This is a genomic window from Devosia submarina (assembly GCF_003056345.1).
Lineage (GTDB): Bacteria > Pseudomonadota > Alphaproteobacteria > Rhizobiales > Devosiaceae > Devosia > Devosia submarina.
This window is the reverse complement of sequence record NZ_PYWB01000002.1, coordinates 1-17,564: the sequence shown is the minus strand read 5'-3', so window position 1 is coordinate 17,564 and position 17,564 is coordinate 1. Positions and strand designations below refer to the sequence as shown.

15 protein-coding genes and 1 pseudogene are annotated in these 17,564 nt (G+C 52.7%); 12 read left to right on the top strand and 4 right to left on the bottom strand.

Going from position 1 to position 17,564, the window contains the following annotated elements:
• Positions 1-113: 113 nt before the first annotated feature.
• A complete protein-coding gene (locus DDE77_RS02665; protein ID WP_157959633.1) occupies positions 114-1,031 on the top strand; it encodes a hypothetical protein in 918 nt (305 codons plus the stop codon).
• A 247-nt stretch (positions 1,032-1,278) separates the two neighbouring features.
• On the opposite strand, the gene DDE77_RS02660 is transcribed toward DDE77_RS02665, so the two are convergent.
• Both DDE77_RS02660 and DDE77_RS02650 read right to left on the bottom strand, forming a co-directional pair.
• On the bottom strand, positions 1,279-1,998 hold the full coding sequence (locus DDE77_RS02660) for a hypothetical protein (protein ID WP_108395909.1): 720 nt from the start codon (positions 1,996-1,998) through the stop codon (positions 1,279-1,281).
• 377 nt (positions 1,999-2,375) lie between these two features.
• A complete protein-coding gene (locus DDE77_RS02650; RefSeq protein WP_157959632.1) occupies positions 2,376-2,708 on the bottom strand; it encodes a Rap1a/Tai family immunity protein in 333 nt (110 codons plus the stop codon).
• 519 nt (positions 2,709-3,227) lie between these two features.
• Here DDE77_RS02650 and DDE77_RS02645 point away from each other — a divergent pair.
• The 11 genes and pseudogenes from DDE77_RS02645 to DDE77_RS02595 all read left to right on the top strand — a co-directional run bounded on the left by DDE77_RS02645 (position 3,228) and on the right by DDE77_RS02595 (position 14,687).
• Positions 3,228-3,833, top strand: coding sequence for a recombinase family protein (locus tag DDE77_RS02645; protein ID WP_108395906.1), 606 nt, complete (start codon positions 3,228-3,230; stop codon positions 3,831-3,833).
• A 224-nt stretch (positions 3,834-4,057) separates the two neighbouring features.
• Entirely contained in the window at positions 4,058-5,407 is a 1,350-nt protein-coding gene (locus tag DDE77_RS02640; RefSeq protein WP_108395905.1) for a UDP-glucose dehydrogenase family protein, read from the top strand.
• A gap of 53 nt (positions 5,408-5,460) precedes the next feature.
• Positions 5,461-6,024, top strand: a complete 564-nt coding sequence (gene rfbC / locus DDE77_RS02635) for a dTDP-4-dehydrorhamnose 3,5-epimerase (protein WP_108395904.1) — start codon at positions 5,461-5,463, stop codon at positions 6,022-6,024.
• 4 nt (positions 6,025-6,028) lie between these two features.
• Positions 6,029-7,090, top strand: coding sequence for a dTDP-glucose 4,6-dehydratase (gene rfbB, locus DDE77_RS02630; RefSeq protein WP_108395903.1), 1,062 nt, complete (start codon positions 6,029-6,031; stop codon positions 7,088-7,090).
• Complete coding sequence (rfbD, locus tag DDE77_RS02625) at positions 7,090-7,980, top strand: dTDP-4-dehydrorhamnose reductase (RefSeq protein WP_108395902.1); 891 nt, start codon at positions 7,090-7,092, stop codon at positions 7,978-7,980. The genes rfbB and rfbD overlap by 1 nt, the downstream gene beginning before the upstream one ends.
• Positions 7,981-8,013: 33 nt before the next feature.
• Positions 8,014-8,883, top strand: coding sequence for a glucose-1-phosphate thymidylyltransferase RfbA (gene rfbA / locus DDE77_RS02620; protein WP_108395901.1), 870 nt, complete (start codon positions 8,014-8,016; stop codon positions 8,881-8,883).
• The gene (locus tag DDE77_RS02615) at positions 8,883-9,995 is read left to right on the top strand and encodes a DUF1972 domain-containing protein (protein ID WP_108396252.1); all 1,113 of its coding nucleotides are present in this window, start codon (positions 8,883-8,885) and stop codon (positions 9,993-9,995) included. The genes rfbA and DDE77_RS02615 overlap by 1 nt, the downstream gene beginning before the upstream one ends.
• Positions 9,992-11,155, top strand: a complete 1,164-nt coding sequence (locus tag DDE77_RS02610) for a glycosyltransferase family 4 protein (protein ID WP_157959631.1) — start codon at positions 9,992-9,994, stop codon at positions 11,153-11,155. Before DDE77_RS02615 ends, DDE77_RS02610 begins: the two co-directional genes overlap by 4 nt.
• Positions 11,156-11,164: 9 nt before the next feature.
• Complete coding sequence (locus DDE77_RS02605) at positions 11,165-12,034, top strand: hypothetical protein (RefSeq protein ID WP_157959630.1); 870 nt, start codon at positions 11,165-11,167, stop codon at positions 12,032-12,034.
• Positions 12,034-13,485 carry an MOP flippase family protein gene (locus DDE77_RS02600; protein ID WP_157959629.1) on the top strand — a complete coding sequence of 484 codons (1,452 nt, stop codon included), beginning with the start codon at positions 12,034-12,036 and terminating at the stop codon, positions 13,483-13,485. Before DDE77_RS02605 ends, DDE77_RS02600 begins: the two co-directional genes overlap by 1 nt.
• A 75-nt stretch (positions 13,486-13,560) precedes the next feature.
• Positions 13,561-14,687 (top strand): annotated as a pseudogene (locus tag DDE77_RS02595) (IS3 family transposase).
• Positions 14,688-15,296: 609 nt separating this feature from the next.
• On the opposite strand, the gene DDE77_RS02590 reads toward DDE77_RS02595, so the two are convergent.
• Both DDE77_RS02590 and DDE77_RS02585 read right to left on the bottom strand, forming a co-directional pair.
• Positions 15,297-16,265 carry an O-antigen ligase family protein gene (locus DDE77_RS02590; protein ID WP_157959628.1) on the bottom strand — a complete coding sequence of 323 codons (969 nt, stop codon included), beginning with the start codon at positions 16,263-16,265 and terminating at the stop codon, positions 15,297-15,299.
• A gap of 1,112 nt (positions 16,266-17,377) precedes the next feature.
• On the bottom strand, positions 17,378-17,564 hold a 187-nt coding region (locus tag DDE77_RS02585), incomplete at its 5' end, for an integrase core domain-containing protein (RefSeq protein ID WP_157959627.1).

Genomic DNA, 17,564 nt, shown 5'->3' with positions numbered 1-17,564 from the left:
TTGCGTAGTTTGCGTTATATTTAGCAGATGTTTAATCAGATAGACGAAAGCAGCTACAATCTAACCTTCACGACAAATACCAATTCGATCGTTGAATTAATCAGCGGCGAGTTTTGTGCGACTATCCATCAGATATGGGACGGATATTTGATGGAGTACTTGGCGGCCTCGGATTTTCGCCGCCAGTATGGTGCGCTTGGTTATCAAAGAAAACCGAGCAACAGCCCAGTCCCTCTCTTTCCGAATTCCTGCGTTTCACAAAGGCGCGGGACATCATCATGGATGGTTTCGGATCTTGTCCTGCAGGATTGCTGCCGGCTCTCAAGAAGCTCGGGACCACTGCCCAACAAGCAGAGGTTTATCTCGGCCTGTTCGATCTCTTTTCAAGAGGAGGGCAGGCGGCCAAAATGATCCAGCACAGCGAGAAGCTGGACCTTGATCTCGTCAATAACTTGATAGAGATCCCCGACGATGAATTCAGCATTCGGGTGCTCTCCTACTTGATCCAAAGAGACGTTGAACCGGATCGATTTTCGGGAGCCGTTTGGGTAGCTCACCTTTTGAAAGAAGCCATAGGTGAAGCCCTGGTGTTGGATGCTCTCCATAAGAGCGCTAATCCATTGAAAGCACTGCGGCGCCTGTTGACGCAGCTCGAGTTTCCGCCGTCACCATTTGATTTCAATGGTTCACTAGTGCCGATAACATCCGCCAACGATATCCGGCTTGTGGCTCACGAATTCAAAAACTGCCTTCGTGATCCAGAAGAGTTCGTTGATATCGTTTTTGGTATTCTGGCCGGCCGGCAATGCCTTTACCGCTGGAATGGAGCCGAACCAGGACTTGTACAACTTGCTAGGTTTGGACAACGAGGCTGGTTGATCGAAGATGCCAAAGGGGCCTCCAATGCGCACCTGAGCCGCGACACTCAGCAAGAAATCTTGAATGTGCTGGCTCAGTTTCCCTCGATCTGTCCGGCGTGGCCGAGGCGGCAGGCTCTTCCGAGCTATATTTGGTTCTACAACAATACCTAAGCGCTACGCTTGCGACACCTACTGGGTGTCGCAAGCTCTTTTTGCTAAGCGGGAATACACCCTGGCGTCTGTTCCCTGATAAACTCGAAGGTCGGCAGCCAACCCGCGCGAGGCCCGGGATGTCCTGAATGACCTTGCAGATGAAATTGCAATGGAGCGGTTGGAACGCACCTTGGCGAAGAGGACGCCGCTACACTCGCGACCTCTCGATAATTCAGCATGATCACGGCGCCCGTGACCAGGTCAGCTACTTAACCTTCTGCACAGTACTAGATTGCTCTGATACATCCGCGGTTTCTTCGCCTAGAGCCACAAGAAACGATCCGGCGACCGCATCATATGCTCCGCCTTTAAAGGTGATCGTTTCAGAATCCCCATCTTCAATAGGAATGGTTCTCACTCCGAAGCTTTCGCCTGAGAGCTGAAAGCCTCCGGCCAGCACCTGGAGGTCAACTCCAGCATCGGCTCTCAACCGGAACTGAGCTGGTTGCACGGCATCAGCGGCCAACATGATGTTGACGTCCTGCATGTCACCCTCCATGGCGGCGAACGTCGCGGTGGTGCCGTGCCGTACGGAGTGTGGAAAGGCCGAGAGTAGAGGCTCGCCTTCGACTGACTCTACGAAGATCGCAAAAGCACTCTCGTCAGAATCGGCGCGATTTCCCGAGGTAATTAGCGGCAACTCACCTTCGAGCTCCAGCTCGGCGGATCCGTATTCACCCCTGGTCATCTGAAAGTCGTCTATCGAAAGGTAGCGTTCAGCAATATCCTGCAGCTGATCCATCTGTGCGCGTTGCTCGGCATCAAGCTCGCCTAGAACGTTGAAGGTGGCGCTAAAAGGAACTGTCACTGCTTCGCCGGCAAGTGCGCTGTTGATGTCTTTGGCCGAAAGACGAACCTCAACCATCTCAGCCTTGCAACCCGCCAATGCCGCAGCAACAGCGAGTCCGAATACTAGTCTTTTCATATATCCCCCCTTAGATGCCAAGGTACAATAGAAGCATCAATATCGCTTCAGAACTAGCCCACGAGCTGCATGTCCTCTTAACAATGCTGGCAAGCAGCTATTGCGACCTACGAGCGGATGTTTCAGCAAGTGGCGACGGCGATATGCCGCTTACTGGGGGACCAAATGAAGATCTTCGTAGCTACACTTCTCGCTTTGTCTGTGATGAGCACCTCGGTCTTAGCCGGACCATGTAACGTTCCATCCGACCGGGCTGCTGATGGTTCGCGTTGCGGCGGCCGGGCTGCGTCTGAACGTCCAGGCGGCAACTAAGGAGCGAAGGGGATCAGGATGCCTGCTCCCCTTTCCACCTAACTACCTTAGCAGCTTAAGTGCCACTACTCAGTGCAGGGCCAAGCTTCTGCGAAAGCCAGCCCAGTAAGTTTAGCAGCCGGGCGGTGCCGTTCTTCCGGATGCTCATCGAGCCATTCCATCAACACGTCTGCTATCTGCTGTGCTGTGACGCCCTGTGGTCGACAGATATTGGCTAGGTGTGGGGCCACCATCTCCAGTGCGTCGGCTACGCCAATTATGTACCCGGGGCAACTTTGGTCCTGGACCTGGCAAGCTTCAAACAACTCGTTGCCGTCCATGAAGGCGGTTACCCTCGAAGCGCCATAGGAGGTCTGAGTCATCGCAACCAACAGCAGAAGCGAAATGATGCGTTTCACAAATCTATCCTCATGACCTAGCAGGGAGCTGTGGACTCGCTAAGGACCTCACTAGCACGCGACCTGGCAGAGGGTCAGCCGGCGTTATCACCGGCCCGCTGAATGTAGCTAGGGCGATGGTGTGGTGATCCTACACGGCTACGGTGGAGATGTCGTTTAGACAGCCATCGCTATTCATCACAAGACGCTCCTACTCGCCCGCGAGCATTACAAGTGCCCAGACAAACCAAGAGAGACGGAGTCACAGTCCGCTATTTATGCTTTTGAGCTATCAGCCGTCGTCCCGCTCCCGGCCCAAGTTTGGCAATCGTTGTATGCTTGCTTAGTCGACCGGCTAGTCAGTAGCAGAGAGTCCAACGCGTACGGTAAATCAAGGTGTGCTCCAGGTGTCTCAAAAACGAACGTTTAGCAGACAATCTCGCGCGCTTGAAGAAACGGCCTGCTAAAGCGGCGCAAACTGTCTCACAACACTGTCTCCAAATCTATTGTCTCGTAAATGATATCGTGAGAAGGTGAGACATGTTGATTGGATATGCACGTGTCTCGACTGACGACCAGAACCTCGACCTGCAGCTTGATGCGCTGAAAAAGGCCGGTTGCGGCAAAATATTCGAAGAGAAAGAGTCGGGGCGTTCCGGCACAAGGCGCCCCGCATACGATGCCGCTCTTGCTTACCTACGTCCGACAGATCAACTAGCGGTCTGGAAGGTTGATCGGCTTGGCCGTTCGCTGCGCGAAATGCTTGAGACCGCTTACAAGCTGCAGGAAGCTAACATTAAGGTCATATCTCTCACCGAGTCGATCGACACGTCTACTGCCAACGGACGCATGATGTTCAACATGCTGGGCACGATCGCGGAGTATTTCCTCGACCTCAACCGGGAACGTACCGTCGCCGGCCTCAGGGCCGCTCTCGCCCGGGGGCGAAAGGGCGGACGCCGCCGCAAGCTATCCGACGATGACGTAGCCGCGGGCCGCGCCATGCTGGCGGATCCGACCATCCCCGTGAGTAAGGTAGCGGAGCGGCTTGGGGTTGGGCGTCAGAGTCTTTATCGGTATTTTCCGGCCGCACGTGCCAACGCCAAGAAGGCCAATGATGCCGATCCGTCCACAGCATCGAAATGAGCTGATGCGTTTCCAACGGTGCGGGTAATTCTGATTCAGGCGCAATTGAGACAGTGCTTGCGCCGCGAGCGTCCTGCATTTTCATACTGGTATAGCTGCTTCTAGAGCGAAACTTGCTGCATTTACTACGCTTCAAAAACGCGCGGCTCGTTTGCGGTTTGGGCGTAGCTGAACCCGCTATGTTCAATTAAGTAGGAGCAAGTACTCACTTCAGGCGGGCAAGAATGCGCATCACTATGATTGGAACTGGCTATGTAGGCCTGGTCTCGGGAGCGTGTTTTGCAGACTTTGGGCACTCAGTCACTTGCGTCGATCTGAACCAAGCTAAAATAGAGGCTCTGCGCGAAGGTAAAATACCGATCTTTGAGCCGGGCTTGGACCAGTTAGTTACAAGCAATGTGAAAGACGAGCGGCTTCTGTTTACCACAGAGCTCGAACCTGCAGTGGCCGATGCCGACGTGGTATTCATCGCGGTAGGTACGCCTTCGCGACGCGGAGATGGCCACGCTGACCTTTCCTATGTGTACGCAGCAGCAGCCTCGATAGCAAAAGCTCTCTCTGGGTTTACAGTGGTGGTGACAAAGTCCACCGTACCAGTTGGAACCGGCGATGAGATTGAGCGCATTATTAAAGAAGTGAATCCGCTAGCGGACTTTGTTGTGGTGTCGAACCCAGAATTTCTGCGAGAAGGCGCAGCTATCAACGACTTCAAGTTGCCGGATCGGATAGTGATCGGGATCGAAGATGAGCGGGCACGGTTGCCTATGACAGAGGTATATCGACCATTGTACCTTAATCAGGGTCCGCTGATGTTTACGGGGCGACGTACTGCGGAACTCATCAAGTACGCTGCAAACGCATTCCTTGCCATGAAGATTACTTTCATCAATGAAATGGCGGATCTATGCGAGAAGACCGGCGCGAATGTGCAAGACGTCGCACGCGGGATGGGTCTTGATAATCGGATTGGCACCAAGTTTTTGAACGCTGGCCCTGGTTATGGCGGGTCGTGCTTTCCAAAAGACACGTCAGCCCTCGCTAAGACTGGTCAGGACTACGACGCCCCGTTGCGCCTTGTCGAAACTACAATCGCTGTTAACGAAGGCCGCAAGCGAGCGATGGGGCGCAAAGTAATTCAAGCAATGGGCGGCGATGTGCGCGGCAAGACGGTGGCCGTCCTAGGTCTGACATTCAAACCTAATACTGATGACATGCGGGATGCACCATCACTAGCGGTCGTGCAGGCGCTGGAGGATGCGGGTGCTGTAATCCGCGCGTTCGATCCAGAGGGCATGGAGGCCGCAAGGCCGCTGATGCCGAACTTGCATTACGCGAAAGACGCTTACGACGCCGCTAAAGGATCAGAGGGCATTGTGCTTGTAACTGAGTGGAGTGCTTTCCGGTCGCTCGATCTAGACCGTTTACGAAAAACAATGGGTGGGTCAGCCTTCATTGATCTGCGCAATGTCTACCGACGCAAGGAAGTAGAAGGCGCTGGTTTCAACTACACTAGCGTTGGGCGCCCTGAAACAAGCTCTCAAAGAAGCTCGAGTACGGCAAACGCAGCTGAGTAGCCGTCGCGTTACGCAGTTCTCAATTGATAAAGTGCGGATCACACGGGGGCATCGTGGACGCGAACTCTACAGGGCTAAACGGCGTGGTAGAAATCCTACCTAGCCGATACGGCGATCACCGGGGCTATTTCTCTGAGACGTTCCGTGACGACTGGTTTAGGGCCAACGTTGCGGAAGTCGGGTTTGTCCAGGAGAACCAATCTTTGAGCCGTGCCCTCGGCGTCGTACGGGGAATGCATTTCCAAACCAACCCGTTTGCGCAAGGTAAGCTTGTTCGCTGTATTGCCGGATCAATTTTCGACGTTGCAGTTGACATTCGCCAGGGGTCCCCCGCGTTCGGCAAGTGGATCGGGGTGACACTGACTGCAGAACGCGGCAATCAGCTCTGGATTCCTGCAGGGTTCCTGCATGGCTTTTGTACACTCGAGCCTGACTGCTTGGTCGCCTACAAGGTAACCGCCTACTACGACCGCAACTCCGACAAGGGAGTTGCCTGGAACGATCCTGCGATTGGTATCCAGTGGCCGGAGATTGCTGATCCAACTCAGCTCTCGGCCAAGGACTCGCAGCAGCCTCTACTTGCCGATTTGCCGACCTACTTCACCTACAAGGAATAACAGAATGCGTGTGCTCGTTACCGGCGCTGCCGGTTTTATCGGCAGTGCTGTCGTTCGCTTTCTCGTAGGGGAAAAGAACTATGAAGTCCTCTCGGTCGATAAGCTGACCTATGCCGGCAATCTGGAGTCCCTTCGCCTTGTTAACGAGAAGCCAAACCACCGGTTCTTGAAGGCTGATATTTGCGATCGCGCGGCCATGAACGAAGCTTTTGCCAGTTTCAGGCCCGATCGTGTCATGCACCTTGCTGCAGAAAGCCATGTCGATCGCTCGATCACGAGTGCGGAAGATTTTATTCGCACTAATGTTTTAGGCAGCTTCACCCTGCTGGAAGCGGCTCGTGCATACTTCCTCGGCTTGGATGCTGGGAGCAAAGCCAAGTTTCGCTTCCTGCATGTGTCCACCGACGAGGTCTATGGCTCTCTGGGTGCTGATGGGCTCTTCACTGAAGAAACACCCTACGATCCAAGTTCACCGTATTCGGCCTCGAAGGCTGCTTCAGACCACTTGGCCAAAGCTTGGGCGCGCACCTATGACATGCCCATCGTGGTCTCCAATTGCTCCAACAATTATGGTCCCTACCACTTCCCAGAAAAGCTGATCCCGCTCACCATCCTCAACGCACTCGATGGTAAAGAACTACCGGTCTATGGCAAGGGCGAGAACATCCGGGACTGGTTGTATGTCGATGATCATGCCCGGGCGCTCGACATTATCGTTGAGCGCGGTCGAATAGGTGAGACCTACAACGTTGGTGGGCGCAATGAGCGACGTAATATAGACGTAGTTCGGCGCATCTGCGCAGTGCTCGACAAACGCGCTCCTGGTACTCAGCCTCGTGAGAGCCTGATCCGCTTTGTAACCGATCGCCCGGGCCATGATGCTCGCTATGCAATCGATGCGGCCAAGCTCGAGACAGAGCTCGGATGGACGGCGCAGGAGAACTTCGACTCCGGCATTGAGAAGACCGTCGACTGGTACCTCGAGAACAGCTGGTGGTGGCAGCCTTTACGAGAGCGCTATGCCGGTGAACGCTTGGGTGTGCTGCCCCAGGTGAAGGCGGGCTGATGCGCATTGTCGTTACCGGAAAGACCGGCCAGGTCGCTACCGCACTTGCGGAGCGGGCGGCTGAGCATGGGGTCACGCTCATCACGGTGGGCAGGCCAGAGTTCGACTTAGTCGATCCTCAAAAAGGGTTAGATGCGATCGCTGCTGCAAAGCCAGATGCGATTGTGTCAGCAGCGGCTTACACAGCAGTCGACAAGGCAGAGAGTGACGCTAAGACTGCGGAAGCAGCCAATGCCAAGGGCCCGGAAGCATTGGCTAAGTTGGCCGCATCGCTGGCGGTGCCAATCGTTCATCTGTCGACTGACTATGTGTTTGATGGCGCTAAGCCGACCGCTTACGTGGAAGAGGACAACACTAATCCTCTTGGCGTTTATGGTCAGAGCAAGCTTGCAGGTGAGCGTGCGGTGGCGGCTGCCACTCGGAACCACGCCATTCTGCGTACGGCTTGGGTCTACTCACCGTTTGGCGCGAACTTCCTCAAGACCATGTTGCGCGTGGGTGCGGAAGTAGCCGAGCTGAGGGTTGTTGCTGACCAAATCGGCAATCCCACTTCAGCGCTGGATATTGCTGATGCGGTGCTGACTGTAACGCGCAATCTGCGTGATTGGCCCAATGATGAAGAGCTGCGTGGTGTGTTTCATATGACTGGCAGCGGAGAGGCGAGCTGGGCCGACTTCGCCGAGGGAATTTTTGCCGTTTCAGGGAGCTTAGGCGGACCGAGCGCAACGGTCGCTCGCATAACAACCGTAGAGTACCCCACGCCAGCAAAGCGCCCTGCCAACTCTCGCCTGTCCTGCGACAAGCTCAATCGCTTGCATCACGTCACCATGCCAGATTGGCAATCGTCCACTCACACGACCATCGCACGCCTGCTAAGCCCTCGAGCTTAGTAGCATTCACTAATCTGTTCGGAGTTCACTGCAATGAGGGGCATCATCCTAGCTGGCGGCAGCGGCACGCGCCTTTATCCAATTACCAAAGCCGTCTCGAAGCAGCTCATGCCTGTCTACGACAAGCCGATGATCTACTATCCGCTGACTACGTTGATGTTGGCTGGCATTAAAGAGATCCTGATCATCACGACCCCACATGACAGCGAGAGCTTCAAGCGATTGCTGGGGGATGGCTCACAGTGGGGCATTTCGCTGAGCTATGCCACGCAGGATCAACCTAACGGACTAGCCGAAGCATTTATCATCGGAGCTGACTTCGTTGCAGGCGGGCCGTCGGCCTTGGTCCTCGGAGACAACATCTTTTTTGGGCATGGTCTCCCTGAGCTTATGAAGGCGAGTACTGATCGGCGGCATGGAGCAAGCGTATTTGCATACCATGTCACCGATCCAGAACGTTACGGCGTAGTTGAGTTTGACGCGGACATGCGCGCTATCTCTATCGAAGAGAAGCCTTCTAATCCCCGATCTAGCTGGGCTGTTACTGGCCTCTATTTCTACGATGAGCAGGTGGTCGACATCGCAGCAAACTTGAAGCCCTCTCCGCGAGGTGAGCTGGAGATTACTGACGTAAACCGCATCTACCTAGAAAAGGGGCAGCTCTCAGTGGAGTTGATGGGTCGCGGCTATGCCTGGCTTGATACAGGAACGCCAGACAGCTTGTTGGATGCGGCACAATTTGTTGCCACCCTGGAGAAGCGGCAGGGCTTCAAAATAGCATCACCTGAAGAAGTGGCTTTGCGCATGGGCTTCATTGGTCCGGATCAAATCACTCTCTTAGCCAACGAGATGAAGAAGAGTCTCTACGGTCAATACCTACTGGCAATTCTGAACGACAAATGATGAGCAAGAAAATAGCCAATATCCTCGGTATACGCGGCATACCGGCCGCTCATGGGGGTTTCGAAACTTTCGCAGGCCGCCTGGCGCCTTACCTCAGAGATCGAGGTTGGGAGGTAAATGTCTACTGTCAAATTGAACCTGACCAGGATGGAATTCTTAGGTCTAACTTCGAGGACGATTGGAATGGAATACGGCGTATTCACATTGGTTCAAGCAGCAAAGGGTCTGTGGGAAGTATAAAGTTCGATTGGTACTGCATCAGGGACGCAGTAAAACGTCCGGGTGTAAACCTGGTGTTGGGGTATAATACAGCGCTCTTCGGCCTGCTGCTCCGTATCGCTGGGAGAAGCATGGTGATTAATATGGACGGGGTAGAGTGGAAACGAGCGAAGTGGTCGATGCCAATCAAGCTCTGGTTCTACCTAAACGAGTTTTTCGGTGCTAACATTGCCAACGTACCAATAGCTGATCACCCGGAGATCGCACTTCACCTAAGACGTCATGGCTGCACACGGTCAGTTGTCATCCCTTATGGCGCAGACGCTATTCATTCGGCTTCCAGAGAACCTCTTGATGCATTAGGTCTGCACCCGGATAAATACTTCATATCCATAGCACGTGCAGAGCCTGAAAACTCCATCTTAGAAATTGTTGAAGCGTTCTCGGCGAGTAAACGTCAAACCAAATTAGTCGTGCTTGGAAAGCTCGACTCAAGCAACCCTTACCACCAAGCGGTTCGAAGGGCTGCTTCTCAATCGGTGATCTTTCCCGGCGCGATATATGACAGCAGCACCGTCGCATCTCTACGCTTTCACGCGTTGGCTTACATACATGGGCATCAAGTGGGGGGGACAAACCCGTCTTTGGTGGAGGCGCTGGGCGCTGGCAACTTAATCATAGCACATGACAACAAATTCAACCGCTGGGTAGCCGGCCCGGAGCAGTTGTATTTCTCACAAGCTGAAGAGTGCGCGGCGCATATAACCGCGGTGGAGACAGCTGCGCTAGAAATAGGTCTTGCCCGCAAAGGCGCTCGACTACGTCATGCTACAGCGTTCACCTGGGAGCAAATCCTGGCCAAGTATGAACAGGTGCTGGAGGCGCAGCTTTGACGAAGCGCCTCAAATCAGTTTCCGAAATACTTTGCGTGCACCAAGGCTTTGAATTGTTTGGCTCTGATCGCTCATTCATACGCTCGCTAAATGCAATCCGCTCAAATCTAGAAAATTCCAAGATCAAAATATTGCTCCCAAAGAGTGGAGAACTTTCCGAGAGGTTGCAAACTGAGAACTACGACGTCAGAATAGCTTCGATATGGATCGCCCGAAAAGCTAACGGCGTCCTTGGCAATCTGACTCAGTTATTCAAACTTCCAATGTCGATCATATCGGCACGGAGGAATATTAATCAATCAGCTTTGACCTACATAAATACGTCTGTAGTATTTGACTATATCTTGGCGTCTCGGTTCGCAAAAACTCCCGTCGTTATACATGTGAGGGAGATACCAACGGGGTTTGCTCGCCGCATCCTTCGGGCGGTGATGTTATTTTCTCGCGGTACTATTATCTTTAACTCTCAGGCCACTATGCAGGCTTTCGAGCTGCCAGCGGATCGCAAGCAGGTTGTAATCTATAATGGAAGCTCGATTCCAAACATAAATTCACCTCGTGCCGCATTTTCGTCGCCCACAAATGAGGTACGCATTCTTGTGGTTGGGCGAATTAACAAGTGGAAGGGGCAGGATCTGCTTATTCAAGCAGTGTCTTCCTTACCTGAGGAGATGCGAAACAGGGTTCGGGTTAGAATCGCCGGCACCGCCTTCGAGGGAACCGACGACTTCACCGTCCTGCAAGATATGGTTGAAAGGTCTCCGGTTCGAACCACTACTGAGTTCATGGGTTTTGTCGCCGATCCCACTGACTTATATCAGTGGTCTGACATTGTCGTAGTGCCATCCAAAAAACCAGAGCCTTTTGGGCTGGTGGCCATTGAGGCTATGGGGCATCAGCGCGTCGTAGTGGCTGCGGCTCATGGCGGGCTAAAAGAGATTGTCATTGATCAACAAACGGGATTGCTGTTTGTGCCGGGCAGCCAATTAGATCTTGCAGCGAAGATTGAAGAACTTATTAGCAATCCGACCTACGCGCAGAACCTCGCGGAGCAAGGCCATAAGCGCTTCCGAGATTCGTTTTCAGAACAAACCTACAAAGACAACATAGCAAAGTGCTTGTTACAGCAGGCAGAAGCTTCCACTATTCCAGCCAGATAGGGCAAATTCATGCGATCGCTGCGTCCACATCTTGGAAGAGCAAAGAGACTTACCTATTCCAAGATGCTACAGTTGCTCGTCGACTACCGTTGGAAGGTAAAAGGTGTTGACCGGTCCAAGTCTATCAACGGCCAACCTCCCGTTCTGATTTCGGTTACCTCATATCCGTTGAGATTTGCGACGCTAAATCACACGATTAAGAGTCTGCTGCTGCAGGATTACGAAAACTATCATGTTAATCTTTGGATCGGCGAGGATAATATAAATAAAGTTCCAAAAGATGTTTTGGACTTGTGTGGTGAAAGGTTCACGATCAAACCTTGCAAAGATCTGCGATCATTTACAAAGCTTGTACCGGCGTTGATCGAGAATCCCTCCCGACATATAGCGATCGCAGACGACGACACCTATTACTGGCGATCCTGGTTGTCTGAATTGGTCGGGCAACTAAGCCAAGACGGCAAAATCATTCCATGTCATAGGGCACACCGAATTACTTTCACCGAGTCAGGAAATATAAAGAATTACAGTGCTTGGGATCACGAAATTTCTGGTGCTTGCTTAGGTCCCGATGTGTTCGGGACTGGTGTTGGCGGCATCTTATACCCACCTGCCATTTTTGACAAAAGAGTGACTCAAGTAGAAGATTTTATGCGTCTTTGCCCGACCGCCGACGATGTTTGGTTCTTTTGGATGGCGAGGCTAAATAATGCAATGTACAAGAATATAGGCGGCAGGCGAGAACTTTATAGCTGGGACAATACTCAGGGAGCTACGTCATTACACAAAACCAATGTAATTGAGGGTCGTAACGACGCTCAAATCAGAGCCATGCTTGACGAGTATGGTTGGCCTGAATCGTTGGAAATTGTCGAGTAGTGTCACGTCAGCGCGCTTTCAAAGCGGTTCGTTGGACAGCGGGTGGGAGTGCTTTAAAGGCAGTAATACTTACCTGCCAACTTATTGTGCTTTCCCGTATCATTGCTCCTGAAGAGCTCGGCATTGTTGCTATCGTAAGTACGATTATGGTGGTTGCTGCAGGTGTCAGTGATGCTGGAGTTAGTAACGCTATTATTTACTTCAAGAGTATTAGTAGTGTAGAACGATCATCTTTATTTTGGCTCAACCAGGCCGCATCTACCGCGGTAGGGCTGCTAATCGCAGCATTCTCTCTGGCGATCGCCAAATTCTATCAGCTACCGCAAATTCAGCCACTGATAGCCATGACGGCCATAGTGATAGTGGTGAACGCAACTTTTCAGCAGCTAAGAGTATATGCTGAAAAGGAGCTTAAATTCACTGAGATTACGATAGTGGAAGTTCTATCGCTTTTCGCCGGTGCTTGCGTGTCTATTGCTACTGCTGCGACTGGACTGGGAGCCAGTTCGGTCGTCTTAGGACAACTCTTCACTGCCATAGTCAACTCCTTGCTGTTCTGGTGCTTCGTTAATGGGGACTGGCGACCAGCATTAACTTTCGACTTTGGTAGCGTACGCAAGTTTTTGAGGTACGGGCTTCAGGTATTGCTAGTAAATCTCGCGAACACATTAACCATGCAAGCGGACGTGCTTATTGCGGGCAGATTCCTTACACCAGCAAACCTCGCATACTACTCCCTGCCTAGAGATCTTAGTCTTCGTATCATAACTACAATCAACCCGATTGTAACGAGGGTCGGGCTGCCCCTAATGGCTGAGCAGCAGTCGGACAAAGAAAAGATTGGACGGATATATCTAAGAATTTTGAGGATGACAGCCTCAGTCAATTTTCCAATTTTCGGCGCTATGTGCGTTCTCGCTCCACAAATCGTGCCTTTTGTCTTCGGGGACAAATGGCTTCCTGCCGTTCCATACATGCAAATCGTAGCACTTTGGTGCATGGTGCGTTCGGTCGGGAATCCAATTGGCAGTCTTTTGTATGCCACTGGTGAAACGCGTCGGGCAATGCTGCAGTCCTTAGCCATGCTATTGGTGGTTGTAGCGGCCGTTGCAGCTGGTTCACAGTTCGGTGGCATATACGTTCCAGCCGCCTTGGCTTTGATTTACCTGATAGCCATACCGGTTCTATGGTCATTCATAGTAAAGCCGATCTGCGGTGTGAGTTTCGCTAGATACCATGCTGTTCTCGTAGGCCCCGCCGTCTGCACATGTATTGCAATGGCTGGAGCTTACGTCACATCCGTGTGGGTGAAGCTCAGTACGCCTCCTCAAGCGCTTTTAAGCTTTGCTGTTGGTGGCGTTCTGTACGTGATCCTGAGCTACTTAATCAATCGAGAGTGGGTTCGCGACATGCGTGACTTTCTGAGATCAAAAAGAAGTTCAGCAAGCTAAGAAGCGGCCCTTGGTATGAATAGCCCCTAGATTTGTAGACGCCTTCTTCCCTAATTTTGAGGCAAGGAGGCCTTTATGGGCAAAGCCAATTTCACCGACGAGTTCAAGCGGGACGCGGTGCGTCAGATCACCGAGCGGGGGTATCCTGTTTCGGAGGTGTCGTAGCGTTTGGGGGTGAGTGCTCATTCGCTCTACGAGTGGCGCAAGAAGTATGCATCGGATGTTTCCAAGGGTGGGGATCAGGCCGATGAGATCCGGCAGCTGAAGCGAGAACTGGCGCGGGTCACTGAGGAGCGCGACATCCTAAAAAAAGCGGCCGCGTACTTCGCCAAGGATGCAAAGTGAGGTACGCGTTTGTCGCCGAGCATCGCCAGCAGTTCTGTGTGCGCACCATGTGCCGGTGCCTTTCCATCCATCCCAGCGGCTATTGTGCGTGGCTCAAAAGCCCTTTGAGCAAAAGGGCACGGGAAGACATTCGCCAGACCGAGCTGATCGAAGAGGCCTGGAAGCAGAGCGGCAAGGTTTATGGCTACCGCAAGCTGCATGACGATCTGCTGGACCAGGGCGAGACCAGTTGCGCCAATCGTGTCGCGCGCCTGGCCAGACTGGCCGGGATCAAGGCTCAGATCGGCTACCGGCGCCGGCCTGGTGCCTATGGAGGCAAGCCATCTGTGGTGGTCGACAATACCCTGGCTCGTCAGTTCGACGTCGATGCGCCGGACACCGCCTGGGTGACCGACATCACTTATATCAAAACCATGGAGGGCTTTGCCTATCTGGCCGTGGTCATCGACCTGTTCTCGCGCCGCGTCATCGGCTGGTCACTACAAAGCCGGCAGACCAGTGAGGTCGTCCTTCAGGCCCTGCACATGGCTGTCTGGCGCCGAAAGCCACAGAACACGGTGCTAGTCCATTCCGATCAGGGCTCCCAGTTCACCAGCATGGACTGGGCCAGCTTCCTGCGACACCACAATCTGGTTCACTCGATGAGCCGGCGCGGTAACTGCCATGACAATGCTGTGGCTGAAAGCTTCTTCAACCTGCTCAAGCGCGAGAGGGTCAGGCGTCGGATCTATCGGACACGGGACGAAGCTCGCCAGGATGTGTTCGATTACATCGAGATGTTCTACAACCCCACCCGAAAGCACGTCCGCAACGGCATGCTCTCACCCGTCGAGTTCGAGCGGCGGCACCAAATCTAACCCCGAAGGTGTCTACAGAACGCGGGGCTATTCAGATAAAGAAATCCAGTTTGCGTAAAGCCAATGCATCGTGGCCTCTCATTACCACATATCAAGCTCCTCAAGAGTGACCCCCGACTCGTCGCGAGATTAAATCTATTGAGCGAATGCGCCGCTCTGTTGTGAGGCGTAAACGTATGCCACTCAAGGGGGAGTGATATGTGGGTCGTTGTGGTGGCGCTTGGGATCATAATCATTGTTTGTTTCACTGTTTGGTCCGCGATATGCGGTGCGGAATCAATGAAACATGGTGAGACTTACGACACTTAGCTGCTTTGTTGGTGAGGTGGACTCTAGCTAGTCAACAAATCGATGCACTGGAAGAGCCTAGATTAACTTTCTCCAAGCCTTAAGCAGGAGCCTGGGTGCCGAGCTTGCGATATCAAGGCAGTTAAAGGCCGTGACAGGATAGTCCGAGATGCATCAGCTCTGAAAAGCTAATACTTCATTGCGGGTGCAACCCAAACATTGCTTCCTGGTTCAAGCAAAGCCTCCGTCGGCCGACCACACTGATCCAATACATAGCGCAAGGTCCGCAACCTGTATGCCGGACTCGACAGCGCTTCGGGACTAATCTTGATTACCGGCTGGTCCGAGGCGATTAAGAAGCTTCAATGGGCTCGTTTGTCCTGCCTTCATCCTAAAAAGCATGAAGGTAGGAGCCATCATCAATAACAAGAACATGACGGTATTTGCGCGCGGGTTCAAGAAATCAGGCTCGGTGACGCACCGGATAAGCCCGAGATAAAAGCACCAAGTCAGTATTTGAACGTATGGTTTCTGCTCAACCGACTCGGTTCTGAGTAGTTGCGCTAGTGAAGTCTGAGCCATGAAAACCATCGTTGCTAGGATGGCCAAACCGACCCACCCGAGTTGAGAATAGGCCTCCATCACGCCGCTGTGCGCGTGGCCAATGACGCGCAGAAAGTAAGCAGAGTCAAAATACTTGATCCCGTTCGGGATGGTGAACACTGAAGCATACCCGCCACCCAAAATTGGGTGAAGGTCAGTGTAGCGGATGACAGACTGCCAAATAAAAGACCTCTGGGAGAAATCAAACCCGTACTCTGGGTACAAGTAGCCAACAACCAAGAATGGGAAGCCAATGAACGTCAAGGTCAAGACGGCAGAATAGAGGTTGGAAAGTAGAGGCCATCGATGCAGGGCCAGCATGCCGAACAGTGGTAAAAGGCCAAGTGGCACAGCGACGATTGCAGTTATGGAGTTGCTATTCCAAAGGAAGATTGAGGACAAAATGAAAATGACCAAAATCCACCATTTCTTCTCCAGCCAGAACAGAGCTGCGGAAATCGCCGCTAGGAACATGATGCTTCCACCCGCCTGGTTCTTATGTGCCCAACCACCTTTCCATAAACCAGCGAATGCACGCTCCAAAGTTGTGGCCTCTGAGATTTGATGGAGAGCTCGTTCGGGAATCAGGAATATGCCCGCAATGGACACAAGCAAGGCAATTAAGAGACTGGTTCTTATAAAATAAACCAGCTGGTCTGGTTCGCTCCACAAAAAGAGAATGGTCAACGGGATGGTGCTCCAGAGTACGTATGACCTCAGGGTGTTTAGCGCGAAAACGGGATCGGGGCTCACAAGCAGCGATAACAGTGACGCAAACACGGGGGCCAGACACATCCAAAGAAGCTGCCCATTCCTAAGTATGCTGCTCAAGTTTGAGCGGAACGTTAGTAGGTAGGCGAACACCAAGTAGAGGATAATAGCTGCTAGCGCACCGGTGTAGGTCACCAAAGCTGGTAGCGTGGGGCGCCCGGACGTTTCGAAACCGAAGTAAGCTTCCACATCGGTCAAGAAAGGCAGGAAACCAAAGTAGAAGACCACGCTAGTAGCGACCACCAATCCCCGAACAAGCGTCGATAACTTGGTACCCCTTTTTCGAGTGACCTTTGAATTTTCGAGGGTTACGTACGTCAAGTTGTCTCCGTCTTAAGGTCAGCGGCATCGTTTCGATCTTACACTTCTACTTAGTAACGTAAGATTCCGGAGGGCTCGACCCGGCGAGGAATAAACCGGGTTCGTTTGCCCGTCATAACACCGAATATTGCCGCATCGCCCGCAAATTCATACAGCGCCAATGTAGCGATCAACGGAATCCGCCAGCCCTAATGCGTTTTTCTAAAACTGCATAATCATAAAGGATGTGGGCTCCCTTTGCGCAGGTAAGAAAACAAAAATTGCTTTTTCGACATAGATTGCCACATCGCTCTCACATCAGACATGAGCGGGCTGGTGCTGCTGACATATGTGCTATTTGGAAGCCCAGACACCAAGCATCAGTTTGCCTGTACAAGCTAGTCCAAGCTGACCATTTCACAGAGAACATCCCGCTGGCTAGGGGCGGTGGGGGTGAATGAAATCAGGTTGTGGATCATACTACCCGACCGATGAAAATTAACGATATTGTCGCCACATTCAGAGCGGCATGGGTTTGGTTGTTCTTGGGGTCATGGCTGCAGTGATAGTCCCAACCCGGCTTTTCAGGCTGATGGACAAGCCTATCATCGATTTCTTCACACAGACGAGATCTGCAGTTTTGGTGTGAAGTTTTGTGTCATTGGATGCACACACATGCTACGCTTAGTGGAGTGCGCCCCGTTTCACCGGACAGGCGGCGATTGGGTTTAAGCACTGAGGCGCAGGAACTCTCGTGGTGAGCGGAACTTGAGCCCGGAGTGCGGGTGAACCTCACAGTAGTCCTCGATCCATCCTGGCAGCAAGGCGAGGATGGTGTCGGCGTCTGGGAGGATTGCGGTCGAAGCGTAGTCTCGCTTCAGGGTCTTTACGAAGGCCTCGGACATGCCATTGCTC